The organism is Tenacibaculum sp. TB-56 (assembly GCF_059716275.2).
This window is the reverse complement of sequence record NZ_CM201367.1, coordinates 2,384,101-2,407,122: the sequence shown is the minus strand read 5'-3', so window position 1 is coordinate 2,407,122 and position 23,022 is coordinate 2,384,101. Positions and strand designations below refer to the sequence as shown.

The 23,022-nt window shown below is 32.0% G+C and carries 25 protein-coding genes; 19 read left to right on the top strand and 6 right to left on the bottom strand.

Annotated features, from left to right (window positions below; translation table 11 throughout):
- Positions 1-6: 6 nt before the first annotated feature.
- From AC3VI6_RS11535 to AC3VI6_RS11525, 3 genes are read right to left on the bottom strand one after another with little or no spacing between them, the layout of a single operon-like run.
- The gene (locus tag AC3VI6_RS11535; protein WP_497706292.1) at positions 7-522 is read right to left on the bottom strand and encodes a GFO_1090 family protein; all 516 of its coding nucleotides are present in this window, start codon (positions 520-522) and stop codon (positions 7-9) included.
- Between the two features lie 40 nt (positions 523-562).
- Positions 563-1,033, bottom strand: coding sequence for a PG0215 family putative anti-sigma factor (locus AC3VI6_RS11530; protein ID WP_497706291.1), 471 nt, complete (start codon positions 1,031-1,033; stop codon positions 563-565).
- Positions 1,020-1,529 carry a GFO_1088 family ECF-type sigma factor gene (locus tag AC3VI6_RS11525; RefSeq protein ID WP_497706290.1) on the bottom strand — a complete coding sequence of 170 codons (510 nt, stop codon included), beginning with the start codon at positions 1,527-1,529 and terminating at the stop codon, positions 1,020-1,022. Before AC3VI6_RS11525 ends, AC3VI6_RS11530 begins: the two co-directional genes overlap by 14 nt.
- 250 nt (positions 1,530-1,779) lie before the next feature.
- Here AC3VI6_RS11525 and AC3VI6_RS11520 point away from each other — a divergent pair, with 250 nt between their 5' ends.
- The gene (locus AC3VI6_RS11520) at positions 1,780-3,228 is read left to right on the top strand and encodes a GFO_1087 family putative carboxy terminal peptidase (RefSeq protein ID WP_497706289.1); all 1,449 of its coding nucleotides are present in this window, start codon (positions 1,780-1,782) and stop codon (positions 3,226-3,228) included.
- Positions 3,229-3,389: 161 nt separating this feature from the next.
- On the opposite strand, the gene AC3VI6_RS11515 is transcribed toward AC3VI6_RS11520, so the two are convergent.
- Positions 3,390-4,283: a DUF72 domain-containing protein gene (locus tag AC3VI6_RS11515; protein ID WP_497706288.1), complete on the bottom strand. Its 894-nt coding sequence runs from the start codon at positions 4,281-4,283 to the stop codon at positions 3,390-3,392.
- A gap of 2 nt (positions 4,284-4,285) precedes the next feature.
- Positions 4,286-5,239: a patatin-like phospholipase family protein gene (locus AC3VI6_RS11510; protein ID WP_497706287.1), complete on the bottom strand. Its 954-nt coding sequence runs from the start codon at positions 5,237-5,239 to the stop codon at positions 4,286-4,288.
- 64 nt (positions 5,240-5,303) lie between these two features.
- Between AC3VI6_RS11510 and AC3VI6_RS11505 the strand changes: the two genes are divergently transcribed.
- The 16 genes from AC3VI6_RS11505 to AC3VI6_RS11430 all read left to right on the top strand — a co-directional run bounded on the left by AC3VI6_RS11505 (position 5,304) and on the right by AC3VI6_RS11430 (position 19,227).
- Positions 5,304-6,353: a WD40/YVTN/BNR-like repeat-containing protein gene (locus tag AC3VI6_RS11505; protein ID WP_497706286.1), complete on the top strand. Its 1,050-nt coding sequence runs from the start codon at positions 5,304-5,306 to the stop codon at positions 6,351-6,353.
- A gap of 76 nt (positions 6,354-6,429) precedes the next feature.
- Positions 6,430-9,372 (top strand): amidohydrolase family protein, encoded by a 2,943-nt coding sequence (locus tag AC3VI6_RS11500; protein ID WP_497706285.1) that lies wholly within the window; start codon positions 6,430-6,432, stop codon positions 9,370-9,372.
- Positions 9,373-9,391: 19 nt separating this feature from the next.
- Complete coding sequence (locus AC3VI6_RS11495) at positions 9,392-10,690, top strand: amidohydrolase family protein (protein ID WP_497706284.1); 1,299 nt, start codon at positions 9,392-9,394, stop codon at positions 10,688-10,690.
- Positions 10,691-10,989: 299 nt separating this feature from the next.
- Positions 10,990-11,781 carry a TrmH family RNA methyltransferase gene (locus AC3VI6_RS11490; RefSeq protein WP_497706283.1) on the top strand — a complete coding sequence of 264 codons (792 nt, stop codon included), beginning with the start codon at positions 10,990-10,992 and terminating at the stop codon, positions 11,779-11,781.
- A gap of 74 nt (positions 11,782-11,855) precedes the next feature.
- Complete coding sequence (locus AC3VI6_RS11485) at positions 11,856-12,956, top strand: tyrosine-type recombinase/integrase (RefSeq protein ID WP_299033464.1); 1,101 nt, start codon at positions 11,856-11,858, stop codon at positions 12,954-12,956.
- 313 nt (positions 12,957-13,269) lie between these two features.
- Entirely contained in the window at positions 13,270-13,611 is a 342-nt protein-coding gene (locus AC3VI6_RS11480) for a hypothetical protein (protein WP_497706282.1), read from the top strand.
- A gap of 66 nt (positions 13,612-13,677) precedes the next feature.
- Positions 13,678-14,340 carry a hypothetical protein gene (locus tag AC3VI6_RS11475; RefSeq protein ID WP_497706281.1) on the top strand — a complete coding sequence of 221 codons (663 nt, stop codon included), beginning with the start codon at positions 13,678-13,680 and terminating at the stop codon, positions 14,338-14,340.
- Complete coding sequence (locus AC3VI6_RS11470; RefSeq protein ID WP_497706280.1) at positions 14,319-15,215, top strand: HTTM domain-containing protein; 897 nt, start codon at positions 14,319-14,321, stop codon at positions 15,213-15,215. Before AC3VI6_RS11475 ends, AC3VI6_RS11470 begins: the two co-directional genes overlap by 22 nt.
- Positions 15,188-15,592 carry a thiol-disulfide oxidoreductase DCC family protein gene (locus tag AC3VI6_RS11465; protein WP_497706279.1) on the top strand — a complete coding sequence of 135 codons (405 nt, stop codon included), beginning with the start codon at positions 15,188-15,190 and terminating at the stop codon, positions 15,590-15,592. Before AC3VI6_RS11470 ends, AC3VI6_RS11465 begins: the two co-directional genes overlap by 28 nt.
- Entirely contained in the window at positions 15,589-16,464 is an 876-nt protein-coding gene (locus AC3VI6_RS11460) for a M23 family metallopeptidase (RefSeq protein WP_497706278.1), read from the top strand. Before AC3VI6_RS11465 ends, AC3VI6_RS11460 begins: the two co-directional genes overlap by 4 nt.
- A gap of 162 nt (positions 16,465-16,626) precedes the next feature.
- Positions 16,627-16,935, top strand: coding sequence for a DUF3784 domain-containing protein (locus AC3VI6_RS11455; RefSeq protein ID WP_497706277.1), 309 nt, complete (start codon positions 16,627-16,629; stop codon positions 16,933-16,935).
- A gap of 2 nt (positions 16,936-16,937) precedes the next feature.
- Positions 16,938-17,297: an SdpI family protein gene (locus AC3VI6_RS11450; RefSeq protein ID WP_497706276.1), complete on the top strand. Its 360-nt coding sequence runs from the start codon at positions 16,938-16,940 to the stop codon at positions 17,295-17,297.
- Between the two features lie 220 nt (positions 17,298-17,517).
- Positions 17,518-17,862, top strand: coding sequence for a type II toxin-antitoxin system RelE/ParE family toxin (locus tag AC3VI6_RS11445; RefSeq protein ID WP_497706275.1), 345 nt, complete (start codon positions 17,518-17,520; stop codon positions 17,860-17,862).
- Complete coding sequence (relB, locus tag AC3VI6_RS11440; protein WP_497706274.1) at positions 17,862-18,179, top strand: type II toxin-antitoxin system RelB family anti-toxin; 318 nt, start codon at positions 17,862-17,864, stop codon at positions 18,177-18,179. Before AC3VI6_RS11445 ends, relB begins: the two co-directional genes overlap by 1 nt.
- Before the next feature lie 257 nt (positions 18,180-18,436).
- Entirely contained in the window at positions 18,437-18,811 is a 375-nt protein-coding gene (locus AC3VI6_RS11435; protein ID WP_497706273.1) for a PadR family transcriptional regulator, read from the top strand.
- A complete protein-coding gene (locus tag AC3VI6_RS11430; protein WP_110476674.1) occupies positions 18,808-19,227 on the top strand; it encodes a hypothetical protein in 420 nt (139 codons plus the stop codon). The genes AC3VI6_RS11435 and AC3VI6_RS11430 overlap by 4 nt, the downstream gene beginning before the upstream one ends.
- 339 nt (positions 19,228-19,566) lie before the next feature.
- On the opposite strand, the gene AC3VI6_RS11425 is transcribed toward AC3VI6_RS11430, so the two are convergent.
- The gene (locus AC3VI6_RS11425; protein WP_497704953.1) at positions 19,567-20,622 is read right to left on the bottom strand and encodes an IS110 family RNA-guided transposase; all 1,056 of its coding nucleotides are present in this window, start codon (positions 20,620-20,622) and stop codon (positions 19,567-19,569) included.
- A 599-nt stretch (positions 20,623-21,221) separates the two neighbouring features.
- Here AC3VI6_RS11425 and AC3VI6_RS11420 point away from each other — a divergent pair.
- Together AC3VI6_RS11420 and AC3VI6_RS11415 are read left to right on the top strand one after the other, a co-directional pair.
- Entirely contained in the window at positions 21,222-21,431 is a 210-nt protein-coding gene (locus AC3VI6_RS11420) for a hypothetical protein (RefSeq protein WP_497706272.1), read from the top strand.
- A 26-nt stretch (positions 21,432-21,457) separates the two neighbouring features.
- Positions 21,458-23,017 carry a UvrD-helicase domain-containing protein gene (locus AC3VI6_RS11415; RefSeq protein ID WP_497706271.1) on the top strand — a complete coding sequence of 520 codons (1,560 nt, stop codon included), beginning with the start codon at positions 21,458-21,460 and terminating at the stop codon, positions 23,015-23,017.
- Positions 23,018-23,022 lie beyond the last annotated feature (5 nt).

Here is a 23,022-nt window from a genome sequence, read left to right as displayed (position 1 = left end):
TTTGTTTTATTTATCTTTTTTTCCGTCTTTAGAAAACGTTTCTGCTAGTTTAGACATTTTGTTAATATCTATATTTCCTGTTAAAGAAACAATTACTGACTCTGGTGATCCGTTTTTAGAATCTTTGTCTTTTACAAACATTAACACTTCACTTACAAAATCTTTGTTTTTAGTTGCCTTAACATAAATCTTTACACGAGAATCTTTGTCTTTTACTCGCATTAACTCAATTAAGTTACTTTTTCCTACGGCTGATTTTACCATATTTTCCATTTGAGCTGCTACGTCAGCATTTTCAGTAGAAAAAACTTTTAATTCTTGTAAGTCTTGAATCATCTTAAAAACTTCTATTGCTTCATTGTCTTCAGACTCTACTTTAAATTTTGATAAAATTTCAAAAGCATCTTTGTTTACAACAACTGATGAAACTTCATCAATACCTTCTAACTTATCAAAAATTGATTGTCCGAAACTTAAGTTAGATACAAATGCTAATGCTAATAATACTATTACTTTTTTCATGATTTCTTTTGTTTATAAGTACTTGGTTTTACTTTCTTAATTAATTTACAGTGTTTATTACTTTATTTACTGTTTCTTCATAGGTTTCTAAATGTTCAATTGCATCACTTCCCTTTTTTAGGTTGTTTGAAACGGCATATATAGCTTCGTTTCCTTTGTTTAAATTGACTGAAACTAGTTGTAACGCTTCTTTAATTTGCGCAAACTGTTTACGTTGTTGATGCTTTTGGTATTCTTCGTTACCTATAAATACACTAAATAGTAAGACTACTGACGCTGCTACCGACAACCATTTCCAGTTCTTCTTAGTTTTCTCAGGTTTTAACTGAATGGTTTGGGTAAAGGTTTCATCTTTACTTTGTTTAAAATAACCAAACATCATACTGTACTCTTGCAAATGAGGTGCCACATTATTTGAGGTAAAATACTCTTGTAGCACCTTTTCTTCTTGCAACGTTGTTTCTGCGTCTAGATATTTTTCTAATAACTTCTCTATGTTAGCTAACTCCATAGTTATGTTTTTTAATGAGTTCTTCTCTTATTGTTTTTCTCGCTCTTGATAACGCTACCCTTACAGCGGTAGGTTTCATATCTACCATTTTGCATATTTCATCAAAATCATACTGTTCGATATCACGTAACTGAATGATTATTTTTTGCTGTTCTGGTAATTTTTCAATGAGCTGATGTACTTGGTTTACACTATCGTTATGTTCTACTTTCTTTTCTAGCGATGTTTCTTTTTCTTTATAGTTGCTATGTACTAATGTTAAATTACTTGCTTGCTTCGATTTTAATCGATCATAACAATAATTTTTTGTCATCGTCATCGCAAATGCCTCTACATTTTTGTAGTCGGACAGTTTTTCCCGATTCCTCCACAATTTAAAAAACAATTCTTGCGTAGCGTCTTCAGCTTCTTCTGTAGAAACCAACAACCTTTTCGCTAAACGAAAGACTTTGTCTTTAAATGGTAATACAACTTTTAAAAAGTCTGTCTGGTTCATTGTTTAGTTGATTAATTGCGTAATCCTTTAAAATAAACACTTCTTATTTATCAGGCTTACATAACTACGACGAAGCAGTTTCAAGTTTGTTACATCAATAATAAAAAAAATAATATTATTCGTTAAATTGCGTTGGTATTACAGTTAGCACATTCCTTATAAAAGTCCATAATGGGCATTTAGGTATACCACACTCACGTAACTTGATTAAATCATTAATAAAACAAACAATTACAAAAATCTAAAATAGATGAAAATAGTAAAAACAGCCCTTATTCTCTTATTTTCTATACTTATTGTTTCTTGTAGTGAAAAAGATAATGCCCCTAAAAACATAGAAGTTCAACATTTTGTTTGGAGAGGTTTAAATGCATACTACTTATGGCAAGATTTAGTTCCTGATTTAGATGACAGACGTTTTAGTAACGATAACGAAATATATAGTTATTTATCGGGCTATGATGACCCAGTAGATCTTTTTTATAGCTTATTGTATATGGATAATGAATATCCACAAGATCCAAATAAAACTTATTCTTGGATTGTAGACGACTATATTGCCCTTGAACAGGCTTTTGCAGGTACACGATTAACAAGTGGTATGAAGGCTATAGGTGCTGATTTTTCTGACGGTTCTGGTGGTTATTATGTGTACGTATACGATGTTGTTAATGGTTCAGATGCTGAAATGCAAGGAGTAACTAGAGGTATGATTATTACTGAAGTTAACGGAACAACTTTAACTAGGGCTAATGTAAATGATTTATTTGCCAATGAAACATTTACCATTCATTTGGCGGATTATAACGGAGGAAATCCTATTAGTAATGGAACAACTATCACGGTTAACAAATCACAAGTAACTGAAAACCCTGTTAAGATAAGCAATGTAATTACAAATGGAGGTCATACAATTGGTTATTTACTCTACAATCAATTCTCTAAAGATTTCGATGGAGATTTAAATGCCGAATTTGCCAACTTTAAAGCTGCCGGAATTACCGATTTAATTATCGATTTACGTTACAATGGTGGTGGTTCTCTACAAACAGCTACCTATTTAGGTAGTATGATTACTGGACAATTTACTGATGAGTTGTTTGCGAAACAACTATGGAATCAAAAAGTAATGAATTCTCGCCCTGCTGAATCATTCATCAACAATTTTACGAATCAAATTAAAAACACAAATTCGCAAGGAACTATTGTGTTAGAAGAAGCTATTAACAGTTTGAATTTAACAACGGTATATTTTATTGTTTCTGGTAATTCTGCCTCAGCTTCTGAAGTCGTAATCAATTCTCTAAAACCATATATTGATGTTAAACTAGTAGGAGCTCAAACTTATGGAAAGCATGTTGGTTCGATAACTTTATACGATTCTGACGATTATACTCGATATGGAGATAATTTAAAAAGTCATACTTGGGCTCTACAGCCTATTGTTTCTGAAATTCAAAATGTTGATGGAGAAAATTCTCCTGAAGGATTTACTCCTGATATTCTTATAGATGAAGATCCTGGGAATTTAGGTGTCTTGGGTGATTCTACAGAGCCTTTATTAGAAAGAACTATTCAATACATTACGACAGGAGCGAAGGGACTACCAACATTGCGAAAAGGTTCTCAAATTTCTCCAAACTGGAATTCTTCTATGGCAAATCCTGACTATAACAACATGTATATTGACTTGAAATAAAGCAATCAAAACACTATAAAATAAAAATCCAGCTACTTGGCTGGATTTTTTATTTTTTTGAAAAACAATTAAACGTCATTTCGACCAAAGGAGAAATCTTTTGAATACTTGCAGATTCCTCCTCGTACCTCGTTCGGAATGACTGAGTTCTCTTTCTTTTATTACAACAAACTCATTTGTTGATTATTATCTTCATTAGGAATCTTTAAATCAATCCCTAGTTCCTTATTCAACTTTTTAATAAAATAAGCTGCTAACAAAGGAGATTCTACTTCTAAATTTTGATGAATGAAAAAGTTAATATTTTGTAATCCTAAATCGCTCCACTGTTTTAGTCTTTCTACCCACTCATCTAAACGTGAATAATCTGTTGGATGATTTGCTCCCACATAACGCACAAAAGCCTCATTATTGGTCAGTCTCATGTGTACCATATCCCGTCTACCTGCCGTATCAACCAATACATTAGCTATATTATTTTCTTCTAACAACTGAGTGAATTCATCAAACACTTCTCTATCTTCAAACCAATCAGGGTGACGAACTTCTATGGCAAGCGGAATTCCATTAGGCCAACTCACAGCAAAATTTTGTAGTTTATCAAAGTTTTTAGGTCCAAAATTAGAATGTAATTGTAAAAAGATCGTTCCTAATTTTTCTTCTAAATTTGAAGCATTATCTAAATAAATATTCACCGCATCTTGAACACTTTCTAGTCGTTTCCAATGGCTTATCTCCTGCCCTAACTTTGGAAAAAACTTAAACCCTTTTGGAGTCTTTTCTTTCCATTTAGCAAATTGTTCCGCAGAAAATTGACGATAAAAAGTAGCGTTTAATTCGATAGAATTGAATTGCTTCGAATAATATTCTAATTCATCTTTTGTGCCTCTCGGATAAAACCCTTTTAAATCGGCTTTGTTCCACTTAGCACATCCTACAAAAACACTTGGTTTATCACTCTTTTCATAAGAACTTAACAACTCCATTGTTTTAGGGTGAGTTTCAGGTAATGCAAAATCTATTAACTCAGGGTGTTCTACCTTTCCAAACTTCATACTTAATTGTTTTCTATTCCTTCTTCAATTTCCTGATTATCTACCATTTCTGGTCTAAACTCTGTCATTCTATCATCATTTAGCTTTTTAGCATAATTATATCCTGACTTCCACCATTGTTTCATTTTCTCTTTATCAAATACTAGAGAATTTGTAGTTAAAACCGTTGGTGTATAGTATAAATTTAACTTCACATTATGGTGTTTTGCTGATAGCTTTCCTATGGTAATATTATGTCGCTCTACATTTTCTAACATGAAATCAAACGTGTCCATCATCAATGAAAATGGGTTCTTTGCTGGCAATCTATTCATTTGTGTTACCTCGGTAGCTAAAATTACTGCATCTACCTCTGTAGCTCCTCTAGAAATTGCCTCTCGTATAGGTATTAAACTTCCAAAACCTCCATCTGCATACTGACAGTGATCTTTTTCTAACAAACTCATAAACGGCACATAGTTACACGAACCCCAAATCCAATCGCAAAAATCTTCATATTCGCACTCTAAAATCGACTTGTATTCAATTTGATTCGCTGTTAAATTAGAAACTGTTACTACTACTTCTTTATTTAACCTTCTAATCTCATCATACATTTCTTTGGTTATGCTATTTTTTATGAGCTTACGTAAATTTTTACTCTCACCAAAGGTTTTACTTCCATTTAAAAAGTTCCAAAACGTGTTTCTATGTCGTATTGACACCACCTTTTCACCATGTACTGATTTTACTCTGAACGGACTGTTACTAAAAATAGCTTTTTGATCTACCGAAGTATATACCTCTTTCAATTCATCAACCATACCTAAAGCCAAATGCGATACCATTAAACTACCTGTAGAAGTACCTAAAAGCATGTCATAATCTTTATTTTTATGCTTCATTAAGTATTGTGCAACTCCACCTGCAAACGCTCCTTTACTTCCTCCTCCAGAAATTACCAAGGCTTTTTTCATTGAATTAAGTTTGATTTATCTATTTTTAGTTCTGTAAAAATATCAAAAAAAAGCAACCAAACACATGAAACAACTATCTGTACTTTTCTTTCTCTTTTGCGTGTTAATTTCTTGTAAAACTGAAAAACAATACACCCCAAGAACTATTAACTCTGTTACGATTACAGAAATAAAGCGAGACAGCACTAGCATTAGAGCTATACTAGCTATTGATGCCAATAAACTAACCTATGCTGGTTCTATAGGAGATATTACAACTACTGAAGATGGAGGTAAAACTTGGAGCACTCAAAAACTGAAATACAATGATTCAATCATTCCACATTTTAGAAGTATTACTCAAAACGATAAGGATATTTTTGTATTATCGGTAGCTAATCCGGCTCTTCTATACAAAAAAAGTCAAGAGGAACTTCAATTGGTTTATATTGAAAAAAATGAAAAAGTATTTTACGACAGTATGAAATTCTTTGCTGATGGAAAGCACGGAATTGCAGTTGGTGACCCTACTGAAGATTGTCCATCTATTATTCTTACTTCGGATGGAGGAAATACTTGGACTAAACTACCATGCACACAATTACCAACTTTTGAAGAAGGTGAAGCGTTTTTTGCCGCTAGTAACACCAACATTTCGATAGTAAACAACATGGTTTGGATTGGATCTGGTGGAACAAAAGCACGTATTTTAAAATCTACCGACTTTGGAAACACTTGGGAGATTTTTGACACACCAATAGTTCAGGGAGATGGTTCACAAGGAATTTACTCAATCGATTTTTACGATGAAAACGACGGAATCGCCATTGGAGGAAACTATTCAAAACCTGAAGATAATCTTGCTAACAAAGCTGTTACTTCTGATGGAGGAAAAACATGGACACTTGTAGCTAACAATCAAAATCCTAATTATAAAAGCTGTGTGCAATATGTACCTAATACTAACGGTAAAGAAGTTTTTGCGGTTGGAAAAACTGGCGTTTCATTTTCTAATGATGGTGGACACACTTGGACGAATGTTAGTAAAGAAGGATACTATTCAATTCAATTTGTAGACAGCAATACTGCTTGGTTATCAGGTCACGAAAAAATTGGAAAATTAATCCTTAACTAATTCTTAATGTTTTGTTAAAAGGAGTTTTATTTCTTTTTTACTGTATACTTTTATGAACTAATCAACTCAATAATCAATGAAAAAAATACTATTCTTACTCTTATCCTTGTGTATTAGTAGTTCTTTTGCGCAAGAGTACTTTCCTACCAATACTGGGGTAAAGTCATCTAAAAACAATGTGTATGCATTTACCAATGCTACCATTTATGTTACTCCTAATCAAGTAATAAAAAAAGGAACATTACTTGTAAAAGACGGAAAAGTGGTTTCTGTAGGAAAATCTGTTTCCATTCCTAACGAAGCACAATCTATCGATCTTGATGGCAAATCTATTTATCCTTCTTTTGTAGATGTTTATACCACTTTTGGTATTGAAAAACCAAAAAGAGAAGGTGGTCGCGGACAAGGACCTCAATACGATGCTGGCAGAAAAGGATATTATTGGAACGATCATATTCGTCCTGATATAGATCCTGCTTCAGAATTCAAATTTGACGCTAAAAAAGCTAAAGAATTATTAGCTGCTGGTTTCGGTGCTGTTAATACACACGTAGCAGACGGTATAATGCGAGGTAACGGAATGCTAGTTGCCTTAAATCCTAACAATACTGACGCGTATCGAATTCTAGATAAAAAATCAGGGAACTACTTGTCGTTTTCTAAAAGTGTAAAATCACGTCAAAGTTACCCAACTTCACGTATGGGAGCTATGGCTTTACTGCGCCAAACCTATTTAGATGCTGATTGGTATGCTAATGGAAATGCTAAAAATACTGACTTAGCTTTAGAAGCTTTAAATAATAACAAAAACTTACCACAAATTTTTAATGCAGGTGGTTATTTAGATAATTTACGAGCTGATAAAATTGGAGATGAATTCGGTATTCAATACACTATCTTAGGTGGAGGAAATGAGTACGAAAGAATTAATGATATAAAAGCAACCAATGCTACTTATATCCTTCCTATTAATTTTAGAAAAGCTTACGATGTATCTAACCCATTTTTAACGGATAAAATTGCGTTGAGTGATATGCGCGCTTGGAATCAAGAGCCTTCAAATCCTGCTGTTTTTGCTCAAAATAAAATTCCTTTTGCTTTAACTACACACGATTTAAAAAATGTAAAAGATTTTAGCACTAACTTACAAAAAGCTATTGCTCACGGGCTAGATAAAACTACTGCTTTAGAAGCATTGACAACGGTTCCTGCTAACATTTTAAATAATACTAAAATAGGAAACTTAAAAGCTGGAAGCTATGCTAACTTTTTAATTACTTCTGGAGATATTTTTGATTCAAAAACTACCCTATTTGAAAACTGGGTTCAAGGAGCTAAGAATGTTATCAATCCAATGGATATCAAAGATATTACGGGTAATTATGCCTTAAATGTTAATGGTTCAACGTATACCATGGCAATTACAGGTTCAGGAGCTAAACAAACTGCAGAAATTAAAAAAGGTGAAGAGAAAATCAACTCAAACTTTTCATTTGCTAATGATTGGATAAACATTACTTTAAGAGAAGGTGATAATTTTACACGCTTAACTGGTCAATTAGACAATAAACAAATTAAAGGTACCGCTATTGATAATAACGGAAACGAAAGTAAATGGTCAGCTACTTATAATTCAAAAGTAGACGAGAAAAAGAAAGACAAGAAAAAAGACGACAAAACACCTGAAGTTTTTGCTGTTTCTTTCCCTAATGTAGGTTATGGTAACGCTGCTAAGCCTCAAAACGAAACTATTTTAATTAAAAATGCTACTGTTTGGACTTCTGAAAACAACGAAGTATTGAACAATACTGACGTGTTAATCAAAGACGGAAAAATTTCAAAAATAGGATCAAATTTATCTAGTAGAGGTACAAAAGTAATTGACGGAACAGGTAAGTACCTTACCGCTGGTATTATTGATGAACACTCACATATTGCTGCGTCAGCAATTAACGAATCAGGTCATAATTCTTCTGCTGAAGTAACTATTGAAGATGTGATTAATCCTAACGATATTAATATTTATAGAAACATCGCTGGTGGTGTTACTTCTATTCAAATTTTACATGGTTCAGCCAATCCTATTGGAGGACGCTCTGCTATCATTAAACTAAAATGGGGAGAAAATGCTGACGGATTATTATACAACAATACCCCTAAATTTATCAAGTTTGCTTTAGGTGAAAACGTAAAACAATCTAACTGGGGAGATTCTAACACCATTCGTTTCCCACAAACTCGTATGGGAGTTGAGCAAGTATATATCGATTACTTCCAAAGAGCTAAAGAATACGATGCTAAAAAGAAAAGTGGACAACCATATCGTAAAGATATTGAGTTAGAAACCTTAGCAGAAATCATTAACAAAGAGCGTTTCATTTCATGTCACTCTTACGTTCAATCAGAAATTAATATGTTGATGAAGGTAGCTGAACAATTCAACTTTAACATCAACACATTTACTCATATTTTAGAAGGATATAAACTTGCTGATAAAATGAAAGAACACGGAGCTGGTGGTTCTACTTTCTCTGACTGGTGGGCATACAAATATGAAGTAAACGACGCTATTCCTTACAACGCGGCAATTATGCACAACCAAGGAGTTACCGTTGCTATTAATTCTGATGATGCTGAAATGTCTCGTAGATTAAACCAAGAAGCTGCTAAATTGATAAAGTACGGTGGAATGAGCGAACAAGAAGCTTGGGCTACAGTAACTATCAATCCTGCAAAATTATTACACTTAAACGATCGTACAGGCAGTATTAAAGTAGGTAAAGATGCCGATGTAGTTCTATGGAGCGGAAACCCTTTATCTGTGTACTCAAAAGCAGAGAAAACAATTATTGATGGAGCAATGTACTTCGATATTGAAAAAGATTTAGAAAAACGTAAAGCTATCAAAGCAGAACGTGCTAAATTGATCAACATGATGTTACAAGAGAAGTTAAAAGGTGGTAAAACACAAGCTCCTAAGAAAAAAACTCAAAAATTATTTCACTGTGATACAGAATAAGAACTTAAAAATACAAAACATGAAAATTAAATTAATATATAGTTTGGTATGTTTCTTATTCTTAGGAAACATACTAGCCCAACAAACACCAGCACCTAAGCAAACTCAAGATTATTCTATTGAAGGTGCTACGGCACATTTAGGTAATGGAGAAGTGATTGAAAACTCTTTAATTATGTTCTCTAACGGAAAAATTAAGTTTGTAGGAAGTGCTAAAATGAAAATTGCCCGCATGGGTACCGTTATTGATGCAAAAGGAAAACATGTATATCCAGGATTTATTGCTGCAAACACCTCTTTAGGATTAGCTGAAATAGATGCCGTTCGTGCTACAAGAGATGTTGACGAAGTTGGTACCATGTTGCCTCACATCCGTAGTATTATAGCTTACAATACCGAAAGCAAAGTAGTAGAAACGATGCGTCCTAACGGAGTGTTAATGGCACAAGTAGCGCCCCGTGGCGGAGTTATCTCTGGTACCTCTTCTATCGTTCAACTAGATGCTTGGAATTGGGAAGACGCTTCTATCAAAACTGATGACGGAATTCACATGAATTGGCCTAATGCTTTTAGCCGTGGTCGTTGGTGGATGGGAGAAGATCCTGGTTTAAAACCAAATAAAGACTATCAAAAAAACATTGAGGAATTTAAAGACTTTTTTGCCAACGCAAAAAGTTATTTAGCTAGCAATAAGTCTACTAAAAACTTACCTTATGAGTCTTTACAAGGTGTTTTAAACGGTTCTCAAAAAATGTTTGTACACGTATCTGGTAAAAAAGGAATTACCGATGCGGTTAATACTTGTAAAGAATTAGGTATTAAAAACATCGTTATTGTTCGCGGACAAGAGGCTGAAAAAGTAGCCGATTTATTAAACACTAACAACATTCCTGTTATTTTAGAACGTGCGCACCGTTTACCTAATAGTGAAGATACTGATTATGACAGACCTTATCGTGCTGCTAAAATATTAGCTGATGCAGGTATCTTAGTAGGTTTAGGTATGGAAGGAGAAATGGAACGTATGAGTACACGTAACCTTCCTTTTTATGCAGGTACTTACGCTGCTTACGGATTAGATAAAGAAAAAGCAGTTCAGCTAATTACAGGTAATAATGCCAAGATATTAGGAATTGATGATAAAGTAGGTACTTTAGAAGTTGGTAAAGATGCTACCCTATTTATTTCTGAAGGAGATGCTTTAGATATGCGTACAAATATTTTAAACGAAGCTTTTATTCAAGGAAGAAAGATTAGTTTAGAATCGCACCAAACCAAATTATGGAAACGTTATTCTGATAAGTATAAGAATCAATAAAACATCTTTCTAAATTGACTTAGTCATTTCGAACGATAGTGAGAAATCTCATTAAAATGAGTAAGTTTTTTTCTTAAGATTAAACACTATTGGAACTTAAGATTTCTCCTTCCATTTCACTTATGTTTGAAATGACAATAATTTTTTCTCAAAAAAGCTCGGGCAACCGAGCTTTTTTTATTCTAAAACTACAGCCAAACAGTTAATTTCCTGCAACTTGACTTTAAATCATTTCTTTTCTATACTCATGTATTTCTCTCTAGGTAATTGATTAAGTCTATATTCGTATTTTTGCAAGAATGAAACAGATTAGCAGTACACAAAACGCCTATATAAAAGAGCTTTTAAAGCTTCAAGAAAAATCGCGTGAACGTAAGAAAAAAGGACTTTTTTTAGTTGAAGGACAACGCGAAATTTCGTTAGTACTCAAAGGTGGATATAAAATTGACACTGTACTTTTTGTACCTGAACTTTTCTCAGAAGAAAATCTAACTGAAATAAAAAATCAAACGGCTAATTGCATCGAAATTACAAAAGAAGTATATCAAAAACTTGCCTATCGTGATACTACAGAAGGCATTATTGCTGTGGTTAAATCTAAAAGTTTTGATTTAGACGCTATTGAATTCAACACCACTACCCCACTCGTGTTGGTTATGGAAGGTATTGAAAAACCAGGAAATATTGGTGCTATGTTACGTACTGCCGATGCTGCGAATGTAGATGCTGTTTTTATTGCAAATCCTAAATCGGATATATTCAATCCCAACATCATTCGCTCTAGTGTAGGCTGTGTGTTTACCAATCAAATTGGTGTAGGTTCTTCTGAAGAAATTATTGCTTTTTTACAAAAGCACAACATCCATATTTATAGTGCTACGCTACAAAACTCAAACGAATACCATAAAAACGACTACACAAAAGCTACGGCTTTGGTAGTAGGTACCGAAGCTACAGGCTTAACACAAATTTGGCGAGACGAGGCTACTCAAAATATTAACATCCCAATGCAAGGTGAAATTGATTCCATGAATGTATCGGTTGCTGCAGCTATCTTAACTTTTGAAGCCAAACGACAACGAGAGTTTTAACAATTGTGCTTATAAAGTCCTTATTATCAAATAAAATATTTTTTTGCTATTTTTGATAGTGTAATAGTTGCAGTATGAAAAAGTTATCCAAAGAAATTACCTTATGCCAATTTAATCATAAAGGACATTTACAAATTGCTATTAAATTTGGCTATCATGATGATATAAAGACATCTATAAAATCTATTGAAACGGTAAAATGGAGTAAAACTCATAAAACTTTTTACATTCCTTATTCATTAAAAAATGAAGAGAAACTTCTTCAACATATAAAAAACAACAATTGGAGCGTCATAAATTCTCTTCCTCAAAAAAATGATATACACACGGTTATTATTCCTTATGAAAAATTGACTGATATAAAACGATTTAAACGTTGGCTTCAAGAAAAAAGGTATAGTGAAAATACTGTAAATACTTATATTGAAGTAGCTCACTTTTTTATTAAATATTGTGTTTTAAAAAACAACTTTGACTATAACAAAAGGCTAATAGAGCAATTTAATTACGATTTTATTGTACGAAAAAACCGATCTATTTCTTACCAAAATCAATGTATTAACGGTATTAAAAAATATTTAGAATATAAAAACTTAGAAATAGAGAGCTTAGCTATTCAACGTCCTAAAAAAGAAAAGAAATTACCTGTGGTTTTAAGTCTTTCGGAAGTTAAGTTGTTATTAGACAACACTCATAATTTAAAACACAAAACCCTGCTTAGCTTATTGTATTCTGGCGGATTGCGAATTGGTGAAGCCTTACAATTAACGTTAAAGGATATTGATAGTAAAAGAATGCTTATTCATATTAAAAATGCAAAAGGTAAAAAAGATCGATACACATTATTGGCTCCTTCATTTTTAACATTGTTACGAACATATTATAAGCAATACAAACCTACCCATTTTTTATTTGAAGGAAAAAATGGGTTGATGTATTCGGCTACGAGCTCGCAAAAAGTATTAAAAAAGAGCTTATACTTAGCAGGAATTCATAAACCTGTTACTTTACATACTTTACGTCATAGTTTTGCTACACATTTGTTAGAAAACGGCACTGATATTCGCTATATTCAAGAGTTGTTAGGGCATAGTAGTCCGAAAACCACGATGATTTACACGCATGTTTCTAGCAAGAAATTATCAAATATTAAAAATCCTTTTGAAAATTTATAAATTTTATATTATTTTTGGTTTAAATGAAAAAATTGCTTTTAAAAATTGCTGAATCATAGTCGTATAAAAAACAATTATTATTCCGCATATCCTTCCAAAAAAGGAAGCTATAAAGCAAAAATATACGTATATAAACTAGTTGGTAGCCATTTAAACAAACTAACGGTCAGAGAAATCCACTCTTTGGATATTAAAAATAGACTGATTTAGATTCTTTCAATGGTTGCCGAAGGTGGGGAACCGAAACCACCTTATCAAGAAGTAGGCGTAATACCTGAATACGATAATGAAGGTAAATCTAAATTTTAATATTATGTCTTTAATTAAAAAAGGGAGTTTACTAACTCTAGCTTGTATGTTATGTTTTTCTTTGTTTTCTTTTAAAAGTATTGAAACAAATGAAAAGCAGTTGTCAAATTTGGAAAATTTCAATCAGATGCAAATTAATTCCAATATTGACCAACCAGATAAACAAGCAGTTACTGGATTAGCGAGAGCAGCAGGGCGTTTAGCTGTAAAAGCTTGGCAAAAATCAAGTAGAGAAGCTGTATATGCTGCTGTTGCACTTTGGCCTTTAACAAGAGCTAAAGATAATTTAGTTAACCTTGAAATAGATAATAATCTTATTCAAGAAAGTAAACTTGCCCAACTGTAATTATTAATTAAGTTGCTCCATTTATTGAATAATGGGGCAACTTTTTATTCTGAATTTATTATGAAAATGATAAAACTAATAATACTAGGAGTATTTACTTTATGGTGGGGCGCTAATTTCTTTTTTAACTTGCCCGACAGTAGTTTGCCTATTGTACAGAATTACGACCTTTATAAAAAATGGGATGGTATATTTTATCAAAGATGGGGTTTTTTCGCACCACCACCAGATTATGATGACAGATTATATTATGTATATACTGACCTAAAAGATTCTACTAAAATAACTGTATATGAGGTATTTGAAAATATTCATAAAAAAAGAAAAATACAATACCCTTTTGATGATGAATTATCAAACTTAGATTATATCCTTCATAATCTATCAAGTCCAATTGGAGATTTAATAAGAGAAAGTTACGATATATATAAAATAAAAGGAAATTGTGATACTATACCTGATTATTCTGATTGTTTTCAAAAATACATCGATAATGTGAGAGATGACTTTAATACTTCGCCAAACCTATCAACACTAATTAAACACGCAAAAATATTTGCCAGTTTAAAAGAATTGACAGATACAAAAGTTCAAATAATATTGGGTGCAAAAGACCTTCCAAAATTTAAAGATAGATATAAAAAAGATTTGGTAAGAAAAGAGTACCCTTTCTTTAAGAGTAATTACTACAATTTAAAAACAAACAAATGGGAAAAGTTTCAAGAATAATTGATTATTTGAGCGAGAAAAATTATTTCTCTAATTATTTGCCCTTATTCAGAGTTTATATATGTTTTCACATTATCAAAAAGACATATTTAGGTTGGGGCTCAATCTCCTTAATCTATGGAGATTTAATTGATGCTAAAAGCCCTATACTTCAAATATTTCCTTTTTTAGATTATTCGATAGGTAATATTCCTATAATAATAATTTTAACTGTTATTTTATCTTTGCTTTTTGCATTTGGTATAGGTAAGAGGTTGACTGTTTTTTTATTATTTATTTGTATTTATTTCAATGGGGAATTAATTTATCTCTACAGTAATGGAGGCGATAATTTACTCACGTATTTATGTTTGTATTTAATTTTCACAAATTCATACGATTTTCTTTCTTTTAAAAAACTAAAATATAAAAACATTAACTTAAATAAACTATCAAACTTTATAAGTAATCTAGCAGTTTACTCAATTATGATTCATTTATGCTTAGTATATTTTGTGTCATTTATTCATAAAATCCATTCAGATATGTGGTACAATGGTGTTGCAAATTATTATATTTTAAATCTTGAAAGATATAACAGCCCTTTTAATTATCTTTTTTCTAAAAATTCCTTCTTCATAGCTTTTTCAACTTATTTCACACTTGCATTTGAATTACTATTCCCAATCTTGATTTGGAATAAGAAGTTTAGAAATCCACTATTATTTTCAGGTATTTTTTTGCATTTAGGTATATACTTCTTTATGATGATTTATGATTTTGAAATTCTATTTATTATGATTTATGGGTTTTTCCTAACAAATGAAGACTGGGATAATATTTTCTTAAAAACAAAACGAATATTAAAATGGAAAAGTCAAACTATAAATACATAATTTTTGATGGGGATTGTGGTTTTTGTAATCATACTATGATTTTTATAGCAAACAACGACACTGAAAATAAATTTAAGTTAGTTTCCAATCAATCCAAATTTGGATTAAAAATTTTAGAGAATTTTAATATTAATCCATTAAAAGCAAACGAGACTATTCTTTTAATTGACCGTCAATACTTTTATGATAAATCTGAAGCTTTTATTAAAATTTTATTAGCTCTGCCAAAATATAGGATAATTGGTAAAATACTTAAACTTATCCCCAAAAAGATAAGAGATTATTTTTATAGTATAATTTCAAATTTCAGAAAGAATATTATTAAAAATAATTGCTCTGTACCTAGTAAAAATATTAGAGAAAAATTTATATTATGAGAAAAATTGATGTTAGTGTTTTTTCTTGGATTGGTGTGTTAGGCATTGTATTGAGAAAGTATAGTCCTTGGTTTTTATTATTAACTTTATTTTTTTTATTGGCATTCTCACATAGGAACAATAAACAAAAAGATAAAAAATACAAGGAGTTTTATAAGACAGATTTTTTGTCAAATTTTAATCCATTTATTTTAGTTCAAGTTATAAAACAAATTTTCGGAGAATTATACCTAAGAGTAATAAAAACAAATAAAGTTCAAACAGCTAATAAGTATATACTACCATTTAAGGAAAAATGGCTTGTAGCAAACGGTGGTACCAATAAAGAAAATTCACATTCTTGGGAATTGATTACTCAACGATATGCTTATGACTTTGTTATTCAGAATGAAAAAGAGAAAACATATTTAAAAAACAAAAATAATATTCAAAACTATTTTTGTTTTGGTAGTCCAATAATTGCTTCTTCTAAAGGTAAAGTAGTAGCTATAAATAATAAAACTAGAGATTACAATAAAGTAGGAGATTTTTCAGTTGATTGGAAGACTAACAATATAGCAGGAAATTATATTATAATTGAACATCAGAATAATGAATATAGTTTTTATGCTCATTTAAAAAAAGACTCGATAATAGTTAAGGTCAGTGATATAGTGGAAAAAGGTCAGGAAATTGCACTATGTGGGAATTCTGGGCGTTCAACTGAACCTCATTTGCATTTTCAAGTAATGAATAATAAAAATTTCTTTTTTGGTAAATCTTTAATTATTCGTTTTGAAAATACGAGCAATCAAAACGGAGAAAATGTTGAATTTATTGAAAAAGATATGATGGTAGAAAACACAACGGCTACCAACACGGTGTATAAGTAATAGCGGTTTAAGTACAAACTTGAAGCGTTATTGCATTTATTATATATCTTGCTATCCGAAAAAGTAATAGCATTTTAATCCGCTACTACTCATACACAAAACCGTTGTGGTGCATTATGACCGAACGTATAGAAAACAACGGAAAACTTAAAATATTTTAGAATGATAGTAGCAGCAATAATTTTTATAGTTCTTGGAATTTTAATAAAATACGGAAAAATGTATTGGCTGGTTGCTGGCTACAATACAATGCCAAAAGAAGAAAAAGAAAAATACAACATTAAAGGGATAGTAAATTTATTCGGAAATGTAATGTTCAGAATGGCTATAATTACCATTTTGGGTTACTTAATTGCTAAATTGACTGAAAACCAAAGTATTCAAAACTATGCCTTTTGGACTTCAATGATTATCGGAATACCATATTTGTTGATTAAATCAAACTCGAAGAAATATAAAATCGAAAATTAATAATGAATTTGCCATTTGACAATCCCTTATTTTTAATTCCGTCATCGTCTGGAATAATTTTTATGCTTGCAGGGTTTTTAATGCTAAAGTTTCCACCGAAAAAAATAAATGGACTTTATGGATATAGAACTTCAAGCTCAATGAAAAATCAAGAGAGATGGGATTTTTCTCAAAAATACTCTTCTTTTGAAATGATTAAACTTGGTGCACTTTTGACTTTGAGTTCGATTTTTGGATTAATATTTAAACCTGATGCTAAAATCGGAATGTTTTTAGGACTAGGATTAATGATATTAATGGTCGTATTTTTATTGATTCGAGTTGAAAAAGCAATTAAGGATAAATTTGCGAATGAAAAATAACGACACCACAACAATGTATAACCGCAATTACGGCGGATTCGACTATGTCCGAATCCACTCGGAATTGCTAACGTCTGTGCTTAACCGAAAAATTTGCGTACTTTAACCCGTAACTGACGGTTATACGAGACCGTTGTGTGTAATGCGAGAAAATCGTTTTTGGAATAAAATTTGTTTACTAAAAAGGAAACTTTTATCTTTGTAGCAAACCAATATCTGAATGACGGAAAAATTTAAAGTTGAGTTCCTGAAAGAAGTTTTTGAATTCTTGGATACACTCGATGAAAAGGCTCGAAAGAAAATACTTTTCAATATTGACAGAGCAAAAGTTAAAACCGACAATACGCTCTTTAAAAAACTGACTTCAGATATTTGGGAATTTCGGACTTTGTACAACAAAAAACAATACCGACTTTTCGCATTTTGGGACAAAACGGATAATAAAGTGACTATAGTAATTGCTACTCACGGAATTGTCAAAAAAACTCAAAAAACACCGAAAAAGGAAATTGACAAAGCGACCGAATTAATGAACAAGTATTTTGAAAGCAAAAACAAGAAGTAATGAAAACATACACACTTGACGAAGTAAAAGACAAATACCTTGGTAAAAAAGGTACAGCGGAAAGAGATGCTTATGAAAACGAATTGCGACTTGACTTAATCGGAGAAGCAATTAAGCAAGCTCGAAAAGAAAGAAAACTGACACAAACCCAACTCGGAGAATTAATCGGAGTAAAAAAAGCACAGATTTCCAAAATCGAGAATAATCTGACAGACGCAAGGTTCGAGACGATTTTAAAAGTATTCAAAGCATTAAACGCAAAAATTAATTTCAACGTGGAATTGCTGAACCAAAAAATGGATTTAGCAACTGAATAAAAAAGCACTACACACAACAATGGCTATAAGTAATTGCTTGTTCTCGCCTACTTCTGAAAATCCTTGCGGATTTTCAGTTTGGTGTGTACTTTCAAAGTTTGTAACTTACCCACGCAACTACTCATAGCCGAGACCGTTAGCTACAATTTTGCCCAACCCTCAACCTTAATTTCCTGAAATTTAGAAGTTAATTTGTCATAATTAAAAATATTGTTACATTTGTATTATTCAAGTTGTTTAATACAAATAAAGTAATAATGAAAAATGACAAAAAACTAAATGAATTATTGCTTTCTTGGGAAAACACATATAAAAAAGGTCAATTGACACTTTGGATTTTTATGGCTCTTCAAGAAAGCAAAAAGTATGTTGATGAAATTAAAAATTTCATTGAAAAGAAATCGGACGGAACAATTAGTTGTGAAGAGCAAAGTCTATACAGAGCATTAAGAAAATACGAGCATATTGATGTTTTGACTTACGACTTGAAAGAAGGAAATAAAGGTCCAGACAGAAAATATTATTATTTGACAAATCTTGGTCAAGAACTTTTCAATCAATTTGTCAATAGAAATATCAAATTATTTTACTCAACCGAAATTAAAAATATTCTAAAATTAAACGAACAATGAAAACAATTACACCATATTTATTAAAATTTACATTGACTGCAACTGTACTGACCATAATTTTCAGATATTTCTTGAGTTATGGAATTGAAAATCAATTTGGGATCATAATTACAATTTCAGCAGTAACTTACGGACTACTAATGTTTGCATCGGGTTGGTATTTTGGACGAAAAGACGGAGAATATTTACCAATATATGATGTTGGATTCAGATTCCATCTAACAACTTATTTAATTCACAACGGAATATCGCTTTTATGGATTGGACTTGGATTTGGCTCGAAATATGAAAATTTGAATGTATCTATTATGGTTGCGATTTATTGGGGAATATTTCTTCTCATTCACTTTGTTTTCTTCCTCTGGGCTAGAAAAAACTCAATAAACAATCTCGACAAAGAAGACATTTTTGAATAAAAAAACTGTAGCTAACAATGTGTCCTATGAAAAGCACTAGTCTAGTTTTTCAAAGTTACTATATTTATTTTTAATTCTTACATAATAATAATTTTAGGGTGTTGAATTGTTGATAATTCCGAAGGATTATCAATACTTCAATACCTTATAACTTGCTCCGCATCCTATATGTGATCAACTCTATTGGTCGTCACCAGCATCTGTATGATTATAAGTTATAATAAGTCCAGCCACTTGCTATAAAAATGTGATCTTCGGGTTAATTTTGAAGTCACCCACGTTGTTTTGTGATATGGACTCTAAATACTTCTTTTCTGAGCTTTGTTATTGATTTATATACTATTCTATAACTCCTATCTCATAAGGAGTCTCTGTTTTGATAACGGCCAAAGTTCTACTAAGTAACTTACGAGCTATCTTTATGATTATCTTCTTAGTATCCTTACCATAATGCTTTCGGTAATAATGCTGCATCACTGGGTCTGTTCGAATCGCCTGCCATGAGGCTTCTATAAAATATGATCGCATTAATCGATGTGCTCGTGGCGTTATACCTATCGTTTTATAATTATCACCACTCTGATAAATACCTGGAGCTAACCCTACATAACCTGCCAAGTGTTTTATGCTATTAAACCTGCGTAAATCTCCTAATTCACTAATAATTCCACAAGCTACAATTCCACCAATACCCGGTATGCTTCTAAGCAAATAATAATCTTTCTTAAAATGCTTACGACAATAAGCTCTTAACTGATTACTAACTAAACGTAAATCTTCATCTACAAATCGAAAATAACGCATCCTACTCTCTAAGCTTGCTTTTGCTATTGCATATTCAAATATTATATCATCTAACCACCCCCGAAAACCATGACTCCAATGGTCATTATCGTACTGTTCTGGAACTTTTATTCCAAAGTAGAGCAACTGCATTTTTATGTAACTCTTGATACGTCTAAAATCCTTTACCAAATCATTACGCCTACGAAATAAACTACGCAAAGCTTCACGATGCTCATCGGGCACATAAATACTACTTAATCGACCATCTTTCAATTCTCTACTAATCAACTGTGCATCTATACGATCGGTCTTTGTAAAACGCTCTTTCCCCTTACGATGGATATCGGCAGGATTAACTACTAAAGAGCGCCAGCCATAACTCTCAAAACAACGATGGGCATAATAGCCACAACATCCTGCCTCATAAGCTGTACTTACATCATATCCCGAAAAATGTCTATCAACATAAGCTTTCAATTGCAAAGGGTCTGGTGGCATACTAAAACTTTTGCCAGAAAATAGATCTGTTGAACAATGAACTTTCCAGCTGCGCTTGTGTATGTCAATTCCTATATATAATTTAGTGTCGGCAGTAATTTGAGTATTCATATCTTTATGTTTTTGTGAACTTTAAAGATACTCGTCTTACTGCTTTTTCATGGATGCTATAATGGCATTGCTATAAGTGAGTTAACAAGATTAATTTTCTCTCAAAAGAATCATTACCTTTAGCTGACAAATCAAACTCGCGGCTCAGCCGATGCGGCTGATTCTAACGCAGCGCATCATAGCCCGAACCATTGGCCACAAGCTGAAAAAAGCCGACCGCACAAACAGCACATTTGTTTTTGCCGACATAAAAGCCAACGTTGAAAAACCAAAAGAGCTGTTTTTTCCAGCGTTTAGAAAGAAATAGTATGAGTTTAAACTAACCAAAATATATTGAAAACAAAAACATTCCTTGGGTATTAAATTTCAAGGAGGAACCTCAGTTTTTTATTTACAAGATAGTAGAAGAAGGAAAAAACATCCGACTGCATTATCTAGTTGAAGGTAGGGGCGTTAGCATTTATGTAACCGACCCAATAAAATATCAAGAGCTACCTTCAAAGGTTGAAGTGATTTCAGGCGGTTGGTATGGGGATAAGGGAAGATGGGCGCCATTGGAACGTTATTCAGGAACTATCATTTGTAAGTCGTCAACTCAAATGAAGAAACTTTCTGACACTGGAGAGAACTTCAAGTTTAATGTTCGAAAACCTTTTTTATCAAGTAATAAAATACTAACAATAGAATCTGAAAAAGTAGGCTTAGTTGAGATAAAATGTAAATCCATCATCCCACAGGAATTTGAAATACTACTATTCGATAAAAGTAAAGATAAATGGGTTCCAAGGAAATCAATGTCATTTGATTAAATATAGCACAAGAAAAGAGAATAGATATGCTAAAAAAAATTACACTCAAAGGCGAACAGAAAAAAGTACTGTTCTTACCACCAACCAACCCGATTCAGATTAAAGGAGTTGCAGGAAGCGGAAAAACAACGGTTGCACTTTACAGAGCAAAACACCTTTTAGAAACTCAGGCAAATCTTTTTAAAGAGACTAAGATTGTAATATTTACTTACAACAAAACTTTAGCAGCATATATTGAAGCTATAAAGCCATACATTAATGGAGGTTATCAAAAAGACAGCGATGAGATTAAACCTAAAACAGCTGATGGACTGAATGTACAAATCACCAATTTTCACAAATGGGCATTTTCTTTCATTGAACAGAACGGCATTCCACTTAGAAAAGAAACTTTTGAAAATGGACAAAGAAAAATAACTTGGAAAACGATAAGTGGTAGTGCTCAAACAGATTTAATTGCATCATTAAAAAGAAAATTTAGCACTGAAAATATCGCTTCAAAGTCAACCGAATTTTTTCAGGAAGAAATTTCTTGGATGAAAGGTAAAAACTTCAGAACAAGAGATGAATATATTGAGGCAAAAAGAACAGGCAGGGGAACTTCTGACCGTGTCACAAAAGAAGATAAAGAAGTAATATGGAAAATATTCCAAGATTATAATGCAAAGCTCAAGTCTATTGATAAAGTAGATTTTGATGATTACGCAATAATGGCATTAGACATTATAAATAGAAAGTCAAATTTTGTTCAGCCTTATACTCACATCATAATTGATGAAGCACAGGACCTTAACAAAGCTCAAATCCTTGTTATATCAAAATTAGTCGATAGTGAAACCAATAGTCTTTCTATAATAGCAGATGCAGCACAACGCATTTTTAAAAGTGGTTTTGTTTGGAGCGAAGTAGGTATTAATGTTCGTGGTGGTAGAACAATTGAATTTAAAAAGAACTACAGAAACTCAGTTCATATAGCCAGAGCAGCATTATCACTTTTAGACAAAGAAATTGACAAGTCAGAATTTACAAATGTCGAAACTGCCTTAAAAGGTGGAGAAAAACCTAAGATAGCTTACTATTCTAACTTCGATGAACAGCTTTCGCATCTTGACGACCAACTAACTGATTTAAGAAACAGCGACAATATTCAGAGTACAGTTGTACTTCATCGTTCTAGAAATGGAGTTTCACAAATCAAAAGTTTTCTTGACAGTAACGGATTTTCAACTGAACTAGTCAAATCAAGTCAGCCAGTTAATTATGGTAGTGATAGCGTTAAGATTTGTACTATGTCGTCAATAAAAGGATTGGAGTTCAACAATGTCTTTATTCTTGACCTAAGCGATGATATAATACCATATCCACCAGGTTTCATCGAAGAAGACGATGAATTTCATATTTCTACAGAACGGAGATTACTATACACCTGTATGACAAGGGCTAGAAATAAGTTATTCCTTTTTTCAAGTGATAAGGACAACCCTTCACGTTACCTAAAAGAAATTGATTATGACCTTTTAGATGATATAAGCCCGAAATCTAACTCAATCGCATCATCCACCTATGATGATGATTTACCATTTTAATTCCT